This is a genomic window from Campylobacter sp. CCUG 57310 (assembly GCF_013201975.1).
In the GTDB taxonomy this organism is placed as follows: Bacteria; Campylobacterota; Campylobacteria; order Campylobacterales; family Campylobacteraceae; genus Campylobacter_A; species Campylobacter_A canis.
Map to the genome: position 1 here is coordinate 1040532 of NZ_CP053845.1, position 17299 is coordinate 1057830.

General features: G+C 39.4%; 16 protein-coding genes and 1 tRNA gene. 11 read left to right on the forward strand and 6 right to left on the reverse strand.

The window, feature by feature from the left end; all coding sequences use genetic code 11:
* Positions 1-8: 8 nt before the first annotated feature.
* The 3 genes from CORI_RS05145 to CORI_RS05155 are packed head-to-tail and all read right to left on the reverse strand — an operon-like array spanning position 9 to position 2078.
* Positions 9-824 (reverse strand): ferritin-like domain-containing protein, encoded by an 816-nt coding sequence (locus tag CORI_RS05145; RefSeq protein WP_173031089.1) that lies wholly within the window; start codon positions 822-824, stop codon positions 9-11.
* On the reverse strand, positions 821-1351 hold the full coding sequence (locus CORI_RS05150) for a rhomboid family intramembrane serine protease (RefSeq protein WP_173031090.1): 531 nt from the start codon (positions 1349-1351) through the stop codon (positions 821-823). Before CORI_RS05150 ends, CORI_RS05145 begins: the two co-directional genes overlap by 4 nt.
* Before the next feature lie 49 nt (positions 1352-1400).
* Positions 1401-2078, reverse strand: a complete 678-nt coding sequence (locus CORI_RS05155; RefSeq protein WP_254064885.1) for an NlpC/P60 family protein — start codon at positions 2076-2078, stop codon at positions 1401-1403.
* 129 nt (positions 2079-2207) lie between these two features.
* On the opposite strand from CORI_RS05155, the gene murA reads away from it, so the two are divergent.
* From murA to CORI_RS05210, 11 genes are all read left to right on the forward strand, one after another.
* Entirely contained in the window at positions 2208-3473 is a 1266-nt protein-coding gene (gene murA, locus CORI_RS05160) for a UDP-N-acetylglucosamine 1-carboxyvinyltransferase (RefSeq protein WP_173031091.1), read from the forward strand.
* Complete coding sequence (locus tag CORI_RS05165; RefSeq protein WP_173031092.1) at positions 3474-4631, forward strand: molybdopterin molybdotransferase MoeA; 1158 nt, start codon at positions 3474-3476, stop codon at positions 4629-4631.
* A gap of 40 nt (positions 4632-4671) precedes the next feature.
* Positions 4672-4746, forward strand: a tRNA-Gly gene (locus CORI_RS05170).
* A gap of 59 nt (positions 4747-4805) precedes the next feature.
* Positions 4806-5615: a flagellar basal body P-ring formation chaperone FlgA gene (gene flgA, locus CORI_RS05175; RefSeq protein ID WP_173031093.1), complete on the forward strand. Its 810-nt coding sequence runs from the start codon at positions 4806-4808 to the stop codon at positions 5613-5615.
* Positions 5612-6205 (forward strand): UbiX family flavin prenyltransferase, encoded by a 594-nt coding sequence (locus tag CORI_RS05180; RefSeq protein ID WP_173031094.1) that lies wholly within the window; start codon positions 5612-5614, stop codon positions 6203-6205. Before flgA ends, CORI_RS05180 begins: the two co-directional genes overlap by 4 nt.
* Positions 6202-6678 (forward strand): pantetheine-phosphate adenylyltransferase, encoded by a 477-nt coding sequence (gene coaD, locus CORI_RS05185; RefSeq protein ID WP_169940842.1) that lies wholly within the window; start codon positions 6202-6204, stop codon positions 6676-6678. Before CORI_RS05180 ends, coaD begins: the two co-directional genes overlap by 4 nt.
* A complete protein-coding gene (tmk, locus tag CORI_RS05190) occupies positions 6679-7278 on the forward strand; it encodes a dTMP kinase (RefSeq protein ID WP_172201597.1) in 600 nt (199 codons plus the stop codon).
* Positions 7271-8506, forward strand: a complete 1236-nt coding sequence (gene hisS / locus CORI_RS05195; protein ID WP_173031095.1) for a histidine--tRNA ligase — start codon at positions 7271-7273, stop codon at positions 8504-8506. Before tmk ends, hisS begins: the two co-directional genes overlap by 8 nt.
* The gene (gene speA, locus CORI_RS05200; RefSeq protein ID WP_173031096.1) at positions 8499-10334 is read left to right on the forward strand and encodes a biosynthetic arginine decarboxylase; all 1836 of its coding nucleotides are present in this window, start codon (positions 8499-8501) and stop codon (positions 10332-10334) included. Before hisS ends, speA begins: the two co-directional genes overlap by 8 nt.
* Positions 10335-10354: 20 nt before the next feature.
* Positions 10355-11518 (forward strand): pyridoxal phosphate-dependent aminotransferase, encoded by a 1164-nt coding sequence (locus CORI_RS05205; RefSeq protein ID WP_173031097.1) that lies wholly within the window; start codon positions 10355-10357, stop codon positions 11516-11518.
* Between the two features lie 132 nt (positions 11519-11650).
* Entirely contained in the window at positions 11651-13882 is a 2232-nt protein-coding gene (locus tag CORI_RS05210) for an autotransporter outer membrane beta-barrel domain-containing protein (RefSeq protein ID WP_173031098.1), read from the forward strand.
* Between the two features lie 221 nt (positions 13883-14103).
* Here CORI_RS05210 and lpxD read toward each other — a convergent pair whose 3' ends face one another.
* From lpxD to CORI_RS05225, 3 genes are read right to left on the reverse strand one after another with little or no spacing between them, the layout of a single operon-like run.
* Positions 14104-15060 (reverse strand): UDP-3-O-(3-hydroxymyristoyl)glucosamine N-acyltransferase, encoded by a 957-nt coding sequence (gene lpxD / locus CORI_RS05215; protein ID WP_173031099.1) that lies wholly within the window; start codon positions 15058-15060, stop codon positions 14104-14106.
* A complete protein-coding gene (gene ilvN / locus CORI_RS05220) occupies positions 15060-15521 on the reverse strand; it encodes an acetolactate synthase small subunit (protein WP_169941008.1) in 462 nt (153 codons plus the stop codon). The genes lpxD and ilvN overlap by 1 nt, the downstream gene beginning before the upstream one ends.
* A 9-nt stretch (positions 15522-15530) precedes the next feature.
* Entirely contained in the window at positions 15531-17219 is a 1689-nt protein-coding gene (locus CORI_RS05225) for an acetolactate synthase large subunit (protein ID WP_173031100.1), read from the reverse strand.
* Positions 17220-17299: the final 80 nt, after the last annotated feature.

Sequence of the window (17299 nt, forward strand, 5' to 3'; positions counted from 1 at the left end):
TGAATTTCCTATATATTCGCCCTGCTTTTGGCTATTTGTTTGATACGCTCGAGCTCGCTTGCGCTAAAACCTGATTTTAGTCTTGCCTCTTCATTTAGCTCTCTGGTTTGCAAAAAGGAATTTGGATAAATTCTTTGAACAATAGCGATATATTCGCTTGGATCAACTCTCTTGCGTTCGCATTCGAATTTAAACCACCTATCGCCCTTGCTTACGTGTGAAATTTCTTCGTCTAAAATCACTTGCAAAATTTCTTTTAAATCGGCTTTCGTATGGTCATTTTCAAGTTTTTTAAGCATAAAAGCGTTTGCGTCAAGCCCGTTTGCCTCCATATATCTTGGAAGCACAGCCATGCGCTCAAGAAGAGAATTTTCAGTCATCTTAAGCGCTACAAAAAGTCCGTTATGCGCCTGCATATCACCGTATTTAACGCCAAAATTTTGCATATATTTTTCTATCATCTTGAAGTGTCTTATCTCGTCTTCAGCCACTTCAAGCCAGTCGTCATAATACTGCCTAGGAAGCCCTCTGAAGCGATAAGCGGCATCAAGTGCGATATCTATGGCGCTATATTCTATGTGGGCGATTGAATGAAGAAAAGCGGCTTCTTTGTTTTGTTTTTGGGATTTTTTATCTAAATTTTTCATCTCCACGACATCACAAAATTTAGCGTAACTAGGCTCTTTGAGAGGTAAAATTTCGCCATCATCCACTATCTCGTAATGCCCTGCTTTGTAGCTATTATAAAATCTTTTGAATTCGGCAAATTTCTTATCCTTGTCGCCACATCTTAAAATTTCGCTAAGCTCTTTAAAAAACCTCATAAAACTCTCGCTTTCATTATCAAATACCCAACACCAAAGCCGATTATGTGAGCATACCAAGCTATATTTACGCCCATCATCAAAGGCACAAAACTCATAAGCAAGATAGCCATCAAAAGCCCTTTAGCGCTACTTCTATCAAGAAACGCAACTATACCAAGCAGCACGCTTATAGCCCCACTTGCCCCTACTAAATTTATAAAAGAGCCGTTAAGTTGATAGGCAAAATAGATACAAACAAAGCTTAAAAGCGAGGTCGCAACGCCTCCGAGCAGATAAACGGCGCTAAATTTTAAAGCTCCGAATTTATACTCCAGCATAGAACCAAACTGAAAAAGAACCGCCATATTCATAAGAAGGTGAGTTAAATTTGCGTGCATAAACATCGAAGTTAAAGGCTGCCAGATCAAAAGAGCATCGATAAAATATAAATTTAATCCAAGCACGAGATCGTTACTAAAATTTGCATAATTAACCAAAAAATATATCAGGCAATTTAGCGCTATAATAGGTGCGGTTACGTTCAATTAGGCTCCTTAAAAAGCGCTATGATATAAAATTTCTCCCTAAAATTAGCTAAAATTTCACGCTACCAAAGCCTGCAAATCTATTTGAAGCAAGGCAAGAGCTATTTTTCTTTTTACAATTTACGATGTAAGAATTTATCTCTTTATTTTGTGCTTTGTGCTTGTTTTTTTTGTTTAAATTCATAAAACCATGCTTGCTTTTTTTGCCGCTATGATGAGTAAATCTAATAGTCCCGTCTTCATAAATTTTATCCACGATTCCGATATGAGTTATTATCTTGCTTTTTTTGTAATTTTTTGTCTTATCGGTGGTGTTGTTAAAAAATATCAAATCCCCTACTTTGGGTTCGTTTTGGATAATTAAATTTTGGCTTTGATAAAGATTAAATATCGCTTCTGACTTAAGCCCTCTTTTGGTATAAAATTTATCCAAATTTCGCTCTTGAAAGTAGATATTTTCGCTTTTTTTATTGATTAAAGAGACAAAACCCGAGCAGTCTCTGCCGTCTCTTTTGTTTAGATATCTACTCATTAAATTTGATATCTCGTTTGATTTTTTTAGTCTAGATTGCATCACAATCTTGCTTAAAGCTTCATTTGCGCCTCCTTGCATAACGAAGTCAAAATCAAACCTCTCTTTTGGTTTTATCTCGGGCGACACAATAGAACATCCCGTCAGTAAAAAAACGCTAAATGTTAAAAAAGTTATATGTTTTTTAAATTTCACTCTCTATCCCTAAAATTTAATAAACTCAATTATATACGCAAATGAGTAAATATGAGCCGAAATTTAGGCTAAAATTTCTTTTTATAAGCTAAATTTCATTACAATATCTTTTTTATATAAGGATTTATTATGCACTATTTAGAGATTGAAGGCAATGCCAAACTAAGCGGAGAGGTTGCCATAAGCGGAGCAAAAAACGCCGCTTTACCATTAATAGCCGCAACGCTCATAATGAAAGATGAAGTTACTATATCAAACGTTCCAAACGTAGCAGATATCAAGACGCTGGCTAAACTGCTTGAAAATTTAGGCTCAAAATGCGAATTTGCAGATCATAATACGATTAAAATCAATACAAACGAGATAAATTCAACCAAAGCCAACTACGATATCGTTCGCAAAATGCGCGCCTCAATCCTTACCCTTGGACCGCTTCTTGCTCGCTTTGGGCACTGCGAAGTAAGCTTGCCTGGAGGTTGCGCTATAGGTCAGCGCCCTATTGATTTGCATTTAAGCGCACTTGAAAAGATGGGTGCCAAGATAGATATAAAGCAAGGATATGTAGTAGCAAGCGTCCCTGAAGGGCTAAAAGCAGCTGAGATAGTGTTTGATAAGATAACTGTAACCGGTAGTGAAAACATCATCATGGCGGCAGCCCTCGCTCACGGAGTAACAAAGCTTACAAACGTAGCAAAAGAGCCTGAAGTCGTGCAGCTGTGCGAGGTTTTGGCAAGTGCCGGAGTGCAGATAGAAGGCATCGGAACCGATGAGCTAAGCATAAAAGGCACAGGTCAAAATTTAATAAACGTAAAATACATAGAAGTTATTCCCGATCGCATAGAGGCAGGCACTTATCTATGTGCAGGAGCCATAACCAACTCAAAAATCACGATAAAAAAAGCAAATGCAAACCACTTAAAAGCCGTCTTAACCAAATTTAAGCAAATGGGCTTTGGCATAGAAGTTCAAGATGACGCTATAACCATACTTCCTGCGGGTAAAATTCTTCCTACCGAGATAGTTACTACGGAATATCCGGGCTTTCCTACCGATATGCAAGCGCAGTTTATGGCTTTAGCGCTCATGGCCGAGGGAGTTAGCACTATAGACGAAAGGCTCTTTGAAAACCGCTTCATGCACGTTAGCGAGCTAACCAGAATGGGTGCGGATATCAGGCTAAACGGGCATATCGCAAGCGTTTATGGCGGGATTAAACTAAACGCCGCAGACGTTATGGCGACTGATCTTAGAGCAAGCTCGGCTCTTATCTTAGCCGCACTTGTAGCCGACGGCACCAGCAGAGTGCATAGAATTTACCACCTTGATAGAGGTTATGAAAATTTAGAAGTTAAACTTGCAAATTTGGGCGCTAAGATAAGAAGACTGGAGGAATAGATGCTGATACAAGAGGCTCTAAAAAAGATATTTGAAAACATAAATTTAAAAAACTCGAGCGAATTTATAAGTATAGATAATGCGGTTGATAAAATAGTGGCAGAAGATATCGTTGCCGTTAAAAATCTGCCCTCGTTTGACAACTCCGCACTTGACGGTTATGCGATAAATTTTGCCGATAGAAAAGCTCCTATTAGCATTACGGATACGATATTTGCGGGAGACGGTAGAGAAATAAGCATAAAAAGCGGCGAATGCGTAAAGATAATGACGGGTGCTAAGATGCCAAAGGGTGCCGATACGGTGGTTCGTTTTGAGGATGCGATCATAGAGAGTGGCAAGCTGATAGTAGATGAGCGAACCAAGCAGTTTAGCGCGTTTAGACACAAAGGCGAGGAGATAAAATCAGGTGATGTATTGTTTGGCAAAGGCACGAGATTAAGTGCCGCTCACGTGATGATGCTAGCCGCGCAAGGAATTTCGTTTGTAAGGGTATTTTGCGAGCCAAAAATAGGAATTTTTTCAAGCGGAGACGAGATAGTAGAGCCTTGGCAAAGCGCAAGCGAAGATCAAATTTATAACGCAAACGCAATCGGCATGCAAGCTCTTTTGTCCAAATTCGGCTTTAAATCTAGCTACTTAGGAATCATAAAAGATGACTTAAACGATACTATAAACGCTATAAATTCTGCCGATATGGACGTGCTTATCTGCTCAGGAGGAGCCAGCAAAGGAGAGGCTGACTTCATGAAAACCGCCCTGCTTTCACTTGGATTTACCGAGCTGTTTAGCCACATAGATGCTCGTCCCGCTCGTCCAAGCAAGGCTTATGTAAAAGATAGTAAGATAGTTTTTATAATGCCCGGAAACCCGATGTCGGCATTTTTAAGTGCGTTTTTGCTGATAGTTCCGTTTTTACTAAAAAGACCGCTTGAGGCAACTAAAGCTTACATAATGCAAGATATTAAAGTAAAATCAGGCCGTGAAAACGTGGTTCTAGGTAGGCTTGAAGAGGATAAATTTTACGTAACGGATGATAATAAATACGGCTCGGGCATGATCATGCCGCTTGTAAAAAGTAATGCAATCTGTCTTTCAAATTTTGATCAAAGCGAATTTAGACAAAACGATGAAGTTTTGGTCTATAAATTTTCTTGACAAACGGATATGATTTTGCTAAAATTGCGACTTCTTATCCGCGGGAATAGCTCAGGGGTAGAGCACAACCTTGCCAAGGTTGGGGTCGCGAGTTCGAATCTCGTTTCCCGCTCCATTTTTTTTACTCTATTTTTTCCGATTTTTTTATTTGCAAACTCCATCACTCTAAATCCGATGTATTGTATAAATGATGATACCATAACTCTTAAGACATTAGGATTTAATGGTAGAAATGAAGAAATTTTAAATCTAAACCAGCAAAAAGCCGCCAAGATAAATTCAAACAAAATGGCTGAAATTTTAAAATTTCATCTCATAAATTTCACCGACAAAAGCGGTGGAGAGATAATCTTCGTAAAACATTGCGATGAAATTTTAAAGCTTCAAAGAGATTTTTTAGCAGCCGTTACAAACGAATATCCACGCATCAAATTCAGCCAAATTCCAACTATTTCTGCACAAAGCGAACTTCCAAAAGATTTTTCTACATATAAATTTGAAAAACTTTTCATAAACTCTCTAAACAGTCAAAAAGGAAGCTTTAGGGCTACTTTTATCCTGCCTGATAGTAGCGTTAAAAGCATATTTTTCAGATACGAATTTAAAGCTAAAATGCCTATCTTAAGATCTAGCAAGCAAATTTCAGCCAAACATATTTTAAGCGTGCTTGATTATAGTCTTGACGAAATTGATTTTGGCGATTTTTCAAAGGATTATTTTACCGAAATTCCAGTTTCAAAAATGATATCAAAACAAAACATAAAAGCAGGTGAAATACTTGCAAAAAGGCAGTTTCAAATGCTTTCGATGATCAAAAAAGGAGACAGCATTCAAGCCGTTTTTAACGACGGCTCACTAAATGTAAGCATAGAAGTAAGAGCCTTGGAAGATGGAAATTTAGGCGATGTGATAAAGGTTAGAGGAAGGGATAAAAAGGTATTTTATGCTACAATAATTTCAAAAAAACAGGTGCTAATCAGATGAGCAAAATTCTAGTGGCTATCAGCGGTGCAAGTGGGGTAAATTTAGGCGTTAAGCTTGCTAACGAGATAGCTAAAACAAGCGAGTGTCACGTCATCATAAGTCATAACGCAAAGCTTGTGCTAAGCAAAGAAGAGGAAATTTTACTTGAAGATAATAATAAATCTAGTGAACTTTATCAGATTTACAAAAATCTTAAAAATACGGCTAAAATTTATGATGATAGCGATATCTCAGCCTCGCTTGCTTCAGGCTCTTTTGGTATAAAAGCTTCCATCATAGCACCCTGCTCTATTAACACGTTAGCAAAAATTCACGCAGGCTTTGCCGATACGCTTATAACTCGTGCCGCCGCAGTTGCTCTTAAAGAGCGAAGAAAGCTAATACTTGGAGTTCGCGAAATGCCTTTTTCCACCCTCGCGCTTGAGCAGATGGCAAGGCTATCAAGTATGGGCGTTATCATCGCTCCTCCTGTTTTGGGATATTACGCAGATATCAAAAGCGTAGAAGACATGGAAAATTTCATCATCGGCAAGTGGCTTGACGCACTTGGCATAGAAAATCAAATTTATAAAAGATGGGGTAAAGAGTGAAAAAATCTTGCATATATCCGGGAACCTTTGATCCTATCACAAACGGACATATAGACGTTATCAAGCGCGCTACGAAAATTTTTGACAAGGTAATCGTGGGCGTTGCTAAAAGCGAGAGCAAACAGCCTTATTTTAGTATCAAAAAGCGCGTTGAGATGGCTAAAATCGCGACGGCAAATTTAAAAAACGTAAGCGTGATTAGCTTTGATAACTTGCTTGTGGATTTTGCAAAAAGCCATGATATAAACATCGTTATACGCGGGCTTCGCGCGGTTAGCGACTTTGAATACGAACTTCAAATCGGCTACGCAAACGCTACTCTTTGGGATGAATTTGAGACGGTTTATCTCATGCCAAGCCTTAAAAACGCCTTTATATCAAGCTCTATCGTGCGTTCTGTTTTAAGACATAACGGCGATGTAAGCAAGCTGGTGCCAAATGAAATTTTAGAAATTTTAAAGGAAAAAAATTAGATGTATATCCTGTTTGAAGGGGTTGATGGAGTAGGTAAAAGTACTCAGATAAAAAAAGTGGCAAAATTTTATGAAAACGCCGTTATCACTTATGAGCCGGGCGGAACAGAGCTTGGTAAAAAACTAAGAGAAATTCTGCTTGGCAAAAACTCACTTAGCAAAGAGGCTGAAATTTTGCTGTTTTTAGCCGATCGTGCCGAGCATTTTGATAAGGTTATAAGCAAGAATAAGGATAAGATAATTCTAAGCGACAGAGGATTTATCTCAGGCATGGCTTATGCGATGGCAAACGAAAACCGAGCCGTCAAGGCGTGTGATGAAAGCTATATGAAAAAGCTTCTTGAATTTAACAAATTCGCCCTGCAAGGAAATCTGCCCGATAAGATAGTGTTTTTTGAAGCAGATTTAGAGCTTTTAAATTCTCGAGTTTTTTCTCGCGGGCTTGATCATATAGAAAGTCGCGGAGCGGAATATCTGCTAAAGGTTCAAGAGTGCATGAAGCGCGTTTTAAACTCACTTGATATAAAATTTCTAGCCATAAATGCAAGCGACGAAATGGGCAAAATAACAAATTTGATAAAGGAATTTATAGATGATTAGCGCATTAAGGGGCATGAAAGATCACCTGCCGCCAAGCGGGCAAACTTACGAATACGTTATCAAAATTTGCGAAGAGGTAGCTAAAAACTACGGGTATGAATTTGTATTAACGCCGCACCTTGAGCAAACCGCGCTTTTTAGAAGAAGTGTCGGAGAAAGTAGCGATATCGTAGGAAAAGAGATGTATCAGTTTATCGATAAAGGCGAAAATGACGTCTGTTTGCGACCCGAAGGAACTGCCGGAGTCGTGCGGGCTTTTATCGAAGCGAAATTCGATAAGGCGGGAGGTGTGAGAAGATACTTTTATCATGGCTCAATGTTTCGTTACGAGCGCCCGCAAAAGGGACGCTTAAGAGAGTTTCATCAGTTTGGCTGTGAGTGCTTTAACGAGCCAAGCGTCTATGAGGATGCGAGCATCATTTTGATGATAGATGAAATTTTTGCCAGACTAAACATAAAAACCGCTCTTAAGATAAATTCGCTAGGAGATAGCGAGTGTATGCCGGCTTACCGCGAAAAGCTGGTTAAATTTTTAGATGAGCATGAAGCTGAAATTTGCGAAGATTGTAAAAGACGCAAACTTACAAATCCTATACGCGTGCTTGATTGCAAAGAGCAAAAATGCCAAACAATCTACAAAAACGCACCTTTAATCATAGATAATTTAAACGATGAATGCAAAGAGGACTTTAAAAAGCTACAAGAAATTTTAACTACAAACGGAGTTAAATTCGAAGTAGATCCAAGGCTTGTGCGGGGGCTTGACTACTACTGCAAGACGGCTTTTGAGTTTATCAGCAACGAGATAGGAAGCCAAAGCGCGGTTGCAGGGGGCGGCAGATACGATAAGCTGGTTGAGTATCTTGGCGGCAAATCAAGCTACGGAGTCGGCTTTGCCATGGGAGTTGAGCGCATAATGGAAATTTTAAGCTCAAGAGAAAATAGCAGCTATAGAGAGGGAATTTACATCTGCGCGCTTGATAAAGAAGGTCTTGATATCATCCATCAAGCTGGTATAAATTTAAGGAAAAAATATAAGACAAACATATCTTATGAGGCTAAAAATTTACAAAAACATCTTAAAAACGCAGACAATCTAAATGCCGAAATTTTTCTTTGCATGGGCGAAAACGAGCTTAAAGAGGGTAAAATTTGGTATAAAAATCTAAAAAATAAAGTTGAAAAGACAATAAATTTAAATGAGCTTGAAGGAGTGCTAAGTGAATAACTACGGTTTAAATTTATGGGGTGATTCAAATTTTATCATCGAAAACGGCAAGGTATGCATAAATAACGGCTCAAAGCCCGCTATCATAGATATTGTAAAAGATATTAGAAGCGAAGGCTATAGAGGACCATTGCTACTTCGCTTCCCGCATCTAATCAAAAAACAAATTCAGCAAATTTATTCAAATTTCAAATCGGCGATTAAAGAATTTGACTACAAAGGCGACTTTAACGCCGTCTATCCGCTTAAAGTAAATCAATACCCTGGCTTTGTAAAAAACCTGGTTAAGCACGGCAAAAGCTATGGATACGGGCTTGAAGCTGGCTCTAAAGCGGAACTTTTACTTGTAATGGCTTACAATAACGAAAACGCTCCGATAACGGTAAACGGCTTTAAAGATAAAGAGATGATAAATATCGGCTTTATCGCTGCTGAAATGGGTCATAATATCACTCTTACGATAGAGGGGCTAAACGAGCTTGAAGCTATCATAGCTACGGCAAAAGAGCGCTTTGCGCCAAAGCCAAACATCGGACTTCGTATCAGGCTTCATAGCTCGGGTTCGGGAATTTGGGCAAAGAGCGGCGGCATAAATTCTAAATTCGGACTAACCGCAACCGAGCTGATTGAAGCCGTAAATTTGCTAAAAGAGGCGAATTTGCTTGATTGCTTTAACATGATTCACTTTCATATCGGCTCTCAGATAACCGAAATCCATCCGCTTAAAAAGGCGCTAATAGAAGCGGGCAATATATACGCAGAACTACGAAAAATGGGAGCAAAAAACCTTAAAGCGATAAATTTAGGCGGCGGTCTAGCGATAGAATACTCGCAGTTTAAGGAAAACTCAAGCCGCAACTATACCCTAAGCGAATACGCAAACGACGTCGTTTATCTGCTTAAAACCATAGCCAATCAAAAAAAGGAGCTTGAGCCTGATATCTTTATAGAAAGCGGTCGCTTCGTAGCTGCCTCTCATGCAGTGCTTGTTGCGCCCGTGCTTGAGCTCTTTAGCCAAGACTATACCGAGGAAAAACTAGCACTTAAAAAGAAAAATCCTCAGCTCATAACCGAGCTGGTTGATCTGCTAAACACCATAAAACCGTCAAATGCGATGGAGTATCTGCACGATAGCATGGATCATATGGAGAGTATCCTTACGCTGTTTGACCTAGGATATGTTGATCTGGTTGACCGCTCAAACGCTGAAATTTTAACTCATCTTATCATTAAAAAAGCAGTTAAAATGCTTGGAACTAAGCAAAATAATCCCGAGCTTTTAAAACTTCAAGAAGAGGTTCAAGAAAGATACCTCATAAATTTCTCGCTCTTTCAGTCGCTGCCTGATTTTTGGGGGCTTAAGCAAAATTTCCCCGTCATGCCGCTTGATAGGCTTGATATTCGCCCTACCCGCTCGGCTTCGCTTTGGGATATCACTTGCGATAGTGACGGCGAGATAGGCTTTGACGATGAATTTAACCCGCTGTTTTTACACGATATCGACGTGGAAAAAGAGGAGTATTTCTTGGGATTTTTCATGGTAGGAGCATATCAAGAAGTGCTTGGAATGAAGCACAATCTCTTCACTCATCCTACCGAAGCGACGATAGATATAGATGAAAACGGCTATAAAGTGGCTCACCTACTTGAAAGCCAATCGATCCTTGATATCATGGAAGATCTTGACTACGATATATACGAAATTCAAGACACCTTAAACGAACGAATCGAGAAATCAAAACTAGTAAATGAGACTCAAAAAAAGCAAATTTTAGGCGAGATGTATCTCTTTTTAAACGATAACGGTTATCTAAAAACCATATCTTAAATTTCACAAAAAGGAAAAACATGCTGTCAAATAGAGTTCAAGTATTAAGCGAATCGCTTACCATAGCTATCAGCTCACTTGCTAAAGAGATGAAAGCAAAAGGCGAAGATGTCGTGAGTTTTTCGGCGGGCGAGCCGGACTTTGACACTCCAAAAGCTATAAAAGACGCAGTTGTAAAAGCCCTTGATAAGGGATGTGGCAAATACACTGCGGTTCCGGGCTCTCCTGATGTCTTAAAAGCTATCGCTTCAAAGCTGGAGCGTGAAAACGGGCTAAAATACGAGACAAGCCGGATCATAACAAACGTAGGCGCCAAGCACTCGCTTTTTAACATCTTTCAAGCGCTGATCGATGACGGCGACGAGGTTATAATCCCAAGCCCTTACTGGGTAAGCTATCCCGAGATGGTGAAATTTAGCGGCGGTGTGCCTGTTTATATAGATACTTGCGAAAAGAGCGGATTTAAGATAACGCCTGAGCAACTAAAAACGGCAATCACGCCAAAGAGCAAAATTTTAGTATTAAATAGCCCTTGCAATCCGACAGGTGCGATATATAGCAGCAAAGAGCTGCTTGCTCTTGGCGAAGTTTTAAAAGATACCAAAATTCTCATAGCAAGCGATGAAATTTACGAAAAACTTAGCTACGACACTCCTTTTACTGCGGTTGCAAGCGTGAGTGAAGATATGTTTAAGCGCACCATCACCATAAACGGACTGAGCAAATGCGGAGCGATGCCAGGCTGGAGATTTGGCTATATGGCAAGCGTGATACCTGAGCTAATCGCTGCGGTTAAGAGGCTTCAAAGCCAAAGCACAAGCAACATAAGCTCGATCGTCCAAGAAGGAGCGATAGCCGGACTTTCGGGACAAGCCGATGAAGATATGACTATGATGAGAGCGGAATTTATCAAGCGCAGAGATAAGGCGTGCGAGATGATAAACTCCATAAACGAACTTAGCGTGCTTAAACCTGAAGGCGCGTTTTATCTCTTTGTAAACTGCTCTAAGGTCGAGCCTGACTCGATGAAATTTTGCCGCCGCTTACTTGAAGAGGCGAAAGTAGCTTGCGTACCGGGAGTCGGATTTGGTATGGACGGATACTTTAGACTAAGCTTTGCTACAAGTATGGAAAATATCATAAAAGGCATAGATCGCATAGCCGAATTTGTGAAAGACTACTAAAAATTTAAGGACGGAATTCGTCCTTAAATACTCACTTTTTTATTATTTATTTCTAACTTAATCAAAATTTTGCTCATATTTACACTATTTATTGTATAATTATTTAAAATACGTTAATAAAGGAATTTTTATATGAAATCTATCATGAAACAAAGCTTAACCCTTTCTATTGTCGCATTAAGTTCACTTTATGCAGTAGATGTTACTATAGACAACTCTACTACTAGTCCTAACTATAGTTCATATCTACACGGAAACCATTTTTATATAGGACAAAGCGGTAATACTCTTACATGGAAAGGCACTCCTAACGACTTCAATACTCCACGTTTATATGTGTTTATTTATGGCGGATATGGAGACGGTGAGGTATATAGTAATACTTTAAATTTTGGCAATAATTCCGGATATGAAGTAGTAATTATATATGGAGGACGTTCAAAAAATAATATTGCCAGAGGTAATACCTTAAATATGACAGGAGGAAAGATTTCTGCAAATGCTTACGGAGGCTATGGAGATAAGGGGGCTATAGAAAACGAGCTGAAAATATCAGGTGGACAAATTGGTAATAATAGCGATCCTTTGATTTATGGAGGATTTGCTAAAGATGGAGAAGCTAGAAATAATAAAGTAACCATAGAAAATGGAGCCAATATAATCCTAGGAGCTCTGGTAGCGGGCGGTGAAGTTGAAAATCAAGGCAACGCCTCTGAAAACACCGTAACAATAAACGGAGGGACATTTGGAGCAGAAGTAACTATAACAGGAGGGATTTCTGGAAATAGCAATGCCTCTAAAAACACCGTAACTATAAACGGAGGAACATTTGGAGAAAATATATCTATAATAGGTGGACGCTCTAGCAATGGTAGTGCTATAAACAATACAGTAAATTTAAATGCAAATAACCTTAACCTTAAAAGAATTTTTGGTGGTATTTTACCAAACGGAAATGGCAATGCTTTTACCGGAAACACTCTAAACATAAGAGGAAAGAATATTACAGCAGACGAAATTGCAAACTTTGAATTTATAAATTTCTATATACCTATAGGATTTAATGTTATAGCAGACAAGATGTTAAATGTTAATATGGTATTAGATTTGACTAAGTCTAAAATAGGTGTAGGTATGATGCAGGGAGGAGTATTGAATAACGGTGATAAGATAACGCTTATAGAGGCACAGAAAGATATGATATATCCGGACAATATGACCAATCAAAAAGGGCAACTCCAAGCAGGAATTTCAGCTCTTTACGACTTTACTCTTAGCAAAGACACGTCAAACAAAAAACTACTTGCTATAGTTAAAAAAAATAACCAAGGAAATCAAGGTAACCAAGGAAATCAAGGTAACCAAGGAAATCAAGGAAATCAAGGTAACCAAGGAAATCAAGGTAACCAAGGAAATCAAGGTAACCAAGGAAATCAAGGTAACCAAGGAAATGGTGGTGGCGCAACACTTCTTCCCTACCCTAAAAACGTAGTAGAAACCACTATAGGAGAGCTAGGTATGCTATCTTCAAGTTCTGATATGATATCTTCCATGACTCTTCAAACAGATTCAAACGGAGCATTCGGCTCTACAAGCGCATCAAACACTAGACTTAAGTCAGGCTCGCACGTAGATCTAAAAAGCTTTAACGCGGCAGTCGGTCTTGCTAAAGAATTTGAAGGAAACAGTGTAGGAATGTTTGTAGAGTTTGGTGGAGGTAAGTATGATAGCTTTAATGACTTTGACAAGATAGATGTAAGAGGTAACGGTAAGTTTAAATATATAGGTCTTGGTATAGCTACTAAGTTTAGTCTTGCTAATAGCTTTTATCTAAGCTCAAGCTTTAAAGCAGGCAAGATAAAAAGTGATTACGAAAGTGATATACCTGCTGTAACTACTGCTAAATATGAAGCTAAAAGAAGCTACTATGGAATGCATTTAGGCTTAGGCAAGACGATAGATATAAGTGATATATCAAATATAGATATATACTCTAAAGCACTCTTTAATAAGCTAGGAGAAAAAGAGATAGAGGTAGATATAGTAGGAGATAGAATTCTTTTAAAACCTGCTAAATCCTTATCGGCTAAGATAGGAGCTAGATACAACCATACTATAAACGAAAGATTTGATCTTTATACAGGTGCTAGCTATGAAAGAGAGTTTAAAGGTGAAGCTAAAGGATATAACCTAACTCATAATGTAGATATAGATAGTCCAAGTATCAAAGGAAGCACTTATAATGCAGAGATAGGTGCTAAGCTAAACAGTACAAATAACCTAACGCTAGACTTTAACCTACAAGGCATGACAGGTAAAAAAAGAGGTATTAATGGCGGTATTGGGGTGCAGTGGAGGTTTTGAATTTAGATAAAGGAGCTTTTTAGTTTCTTTGTCTAGCTAATATATACAAACAGAGGCAAATTTATCGCTTGTCTCTGTTTAAATTTCTGCTTTTTATTTATATGAAATTTACAAAACACAAAAAGAAAATTTAAATAGATCAAATATCTAAATTTAAATAAGCGAATAGAAATTTGCTCGTATAAAGAGTAAATTTAAGGCAATATACGAGCGTTTAAAATCTAATTTTTCTTAAAAAATCTTAAAATTTTAGCCTGAAGTTTGAAAAACTCGCCAAGCTCCATTATCGGATAAGCTCCTGCGTATTTCTTGCCGCCTTCGATATTCTTGCCGACTCCTCCACGTGCTGCAATCTGAGCAAAATCCCCAACTTTAAGATGCCCTGCCGTGCCGCTTTGCCCGCCCATCACGACGTTTCTACCAAGCTTAGTTGAGCCTGCAAGTCCTGTTTGAGCTACTATTAAGCAGCCCTGCCCCAGCTCGCAGTTATGGCCTATCTGCACAAGGTTATCTATCTTAGTGTGACGCTTGATGATGGTCGGCTCAAACACTCCGCGATCTATAGTAGTGCATGCTCCGATCTCGACAAAGTCTTCTAAAATCACGTTTCCGTTGTGATAAATTTTGATATGCTCGCCCGTTTTGGTGTGTGCGTATCCGTAGCCGTCAGAGCCGATAACGGCATTTGCGTTTATATGACACTCATCGCCGATTACGCAGTCGTTATATACGACTACATTTGGATGCAAGATGCAGTTTTTGCCAATCTTTACATTATCACCCAAAAATACTCCCGGCATTAGCACACTGCCCTCGCCCACCGTTACGCCTGAGCCTATATAAACGTTTTGCATTACTTTGGCACTGGGTGAAATTTGAGTCTCTTTTGGAGAGCTTGCAAAAAGCTCTTTTGCAAAAAATTTGCTTAAAATCGCAAATGCTAAATGCGCGTTTTCAACGATTATAGCACGCGTATCGCTAGGCACAAATTCCTTTAAATTTTCGCTTATCAGTATAGCTGCTGCCTTAGAATTTGAAATAAATTTGGCGTTTTTTTCGCCGTCGCAATAGCTTAATTCGCTACTTTTTGCATTAGCAAGCGAATTTAGTGCAGTTACCTCAAAATCATTACCTTTAAATTCAATCTCTAAAATCTTATAAATTTCACTTAGTTTCATCACATATCCATTAAAACCGACCCGCCGCGAACGATATCGGCAGGATTGTATTTTTTGATAGCTTTTAAAAAATTATTAACCCTAATCGTATCGTCAGCCACCATAACAACGATAAAATTTTCATTTGTGTTCGCAACTATTCCGTTATATGCCTTAAGTATCGCGTCAAGTCCGCCGAAATTTTCACTTAGCGGAATTTTTACGAGCGCCATCTCTTTTTCGACAAATTCGCCCGTTTCTATTACTTTATATGTCGGTATTAGCTTATGTAGCTGCTTTACGATCTGCTCTAGCACTCTTTCATCGCCTACTGTTACGATACTAAGGCGAGATAAATTTGTCTCCGGTATCGGAGCGACCGTAAGAGTATCGATATTGTACCCACGCCCTGCAAAAAGCCCTGAGATACGCGAAAGCACTCCGTGTTCGTTAAGAACGATGACTGAAATTACTCTTCTTATGCTCATCATTTATTCCTTGCTTTTTAGTATCATATTGTATATCGCAGCTCCCGCGGGCACCATAGGAAGCACATCTTCAAAGCGATCAACCCTAACATCAAGCATAGCTACCTTGCCAAGCTTTATCGCTTCTTTTAGCGCATTTCTAAACTCATCTTTGGTTTTGCAGACAAATCCTACTCCGCCAAAGCCCTCTACTATCTTTACGAAATCAGGCTGCACGCTAAGATCGGTTGATGAGTAGCGTTTCTCGTAAAAAAACGTCTGCCACTGGCGCACCATGCCTAAAAAGTTATTGTTTAGGATGATGTTTATAACCGCTATGCCGTTTTCTGCGGCTGTTATTAGCTCTTGGATGTTCATTAGTATCGAGCCATCACCCGTAAAATTTATAACCGTTTTACTAGGATCTGCGCACTTTGCGCCCATTGCCGCAGGTAGTCCGTAACCCATCGTGCCAAGTCCTCCGCTGGTAATCAGCTGCCTTGGGCGCGAAAACGGATAAAACTGCGCCGTCCACATCTGGTGCTGTCCGACGTCAGTTGATATGATCGTATCATCGCCTGCTATCTTGGCAGTCTCCTCTATGACCCACTGCGGCTTTAAAACTTCATCGCTGTCGCTGTATGCAAGCGGGTTTAGCTTGTCGTAGCGAGAGAGGATATCCTTCCAGTCTTTGATGTTTTCAGGATTTACTTCAACTCTTTGTATGAGCTCTTCAAGCACGGATTTAAGATCGCCCACTATCGGAAAATGGGCATTTACTATCTTTGATATAGAGCTTGGATCGATATCTACGTGAATGATTTTCGCGTATCTTGCAAATTCGCTTAACTTACCGGTGATACGATCATCAAACCTAGCTCCAAGCGCGATAAGCAAATCGGCTTCACTTAAAGCCATATTTGCGGCATAACTTCCGTGCATACCCGCCATCGCAAGCAAATTTTCATCATCATGAGATAAAATTCCAAGCCCCATTAGAGTCTCTATAGCAGGAATTCCGGTCTTTTTAGCAAATTTTCTTACAAGCTCGCTGGCACCAGAAGCTACAACCCCTCCTCCAAGATAAAGAAGCGGTCTTTTTGCCGCGGATATGGCTTCGGCAGCCTTTTTAATCTGCTTTGCATTGCCCTTATAAGTAGGCTTATAAGTAAGCATCTTTATCTCCTCGGGATAATCAAAATTTCCCATTGCCGCGGTTATATCTTTTGGTATATCGATATGAACGGGGCCCGGACGACCTGAGCGAGCGATGTAAAATGCCTCTTTTAAAATTCTTGGAAGCTCCTCAATGCTGTTTACCAAATAGTTATGCTTCACACAGGGGCGAGAAATTCCTACCGCATCAATCTCCTGAAAGGCGTCCGTACCGATAAGAGAGCTTGCAACCTGCCCGCTTATAAGCACTATAGGAATACTATCAGAATACGCCGTAGCAAGGCCTGTAACGGCATTTGTAAATCCCGGACCGCTGGTAACGAAAGCTACTCCGACTTTTCCGCTTGCTCTTGCGTATCCATCTGCGGCATGGACGGCGGCTTGCTCGTGGCGAACTAAAATATGCTTAAAGTATCTTTGCTTATAAGTCTCATCGTAGATATTAAGAGCCGCACCGCCCGGGTATCCAAAAACTATATCAACACCCTCTTTATATAGCGCTTCGCTAATCATCTGCGAGCCATTTAACTCTTTCATTTTTTGCCCTTGCCTTGAAATTTACACTTTATTATATCTTTAAAAATTTTAAAAATAGATGATATGTTCAAAAACCGTAA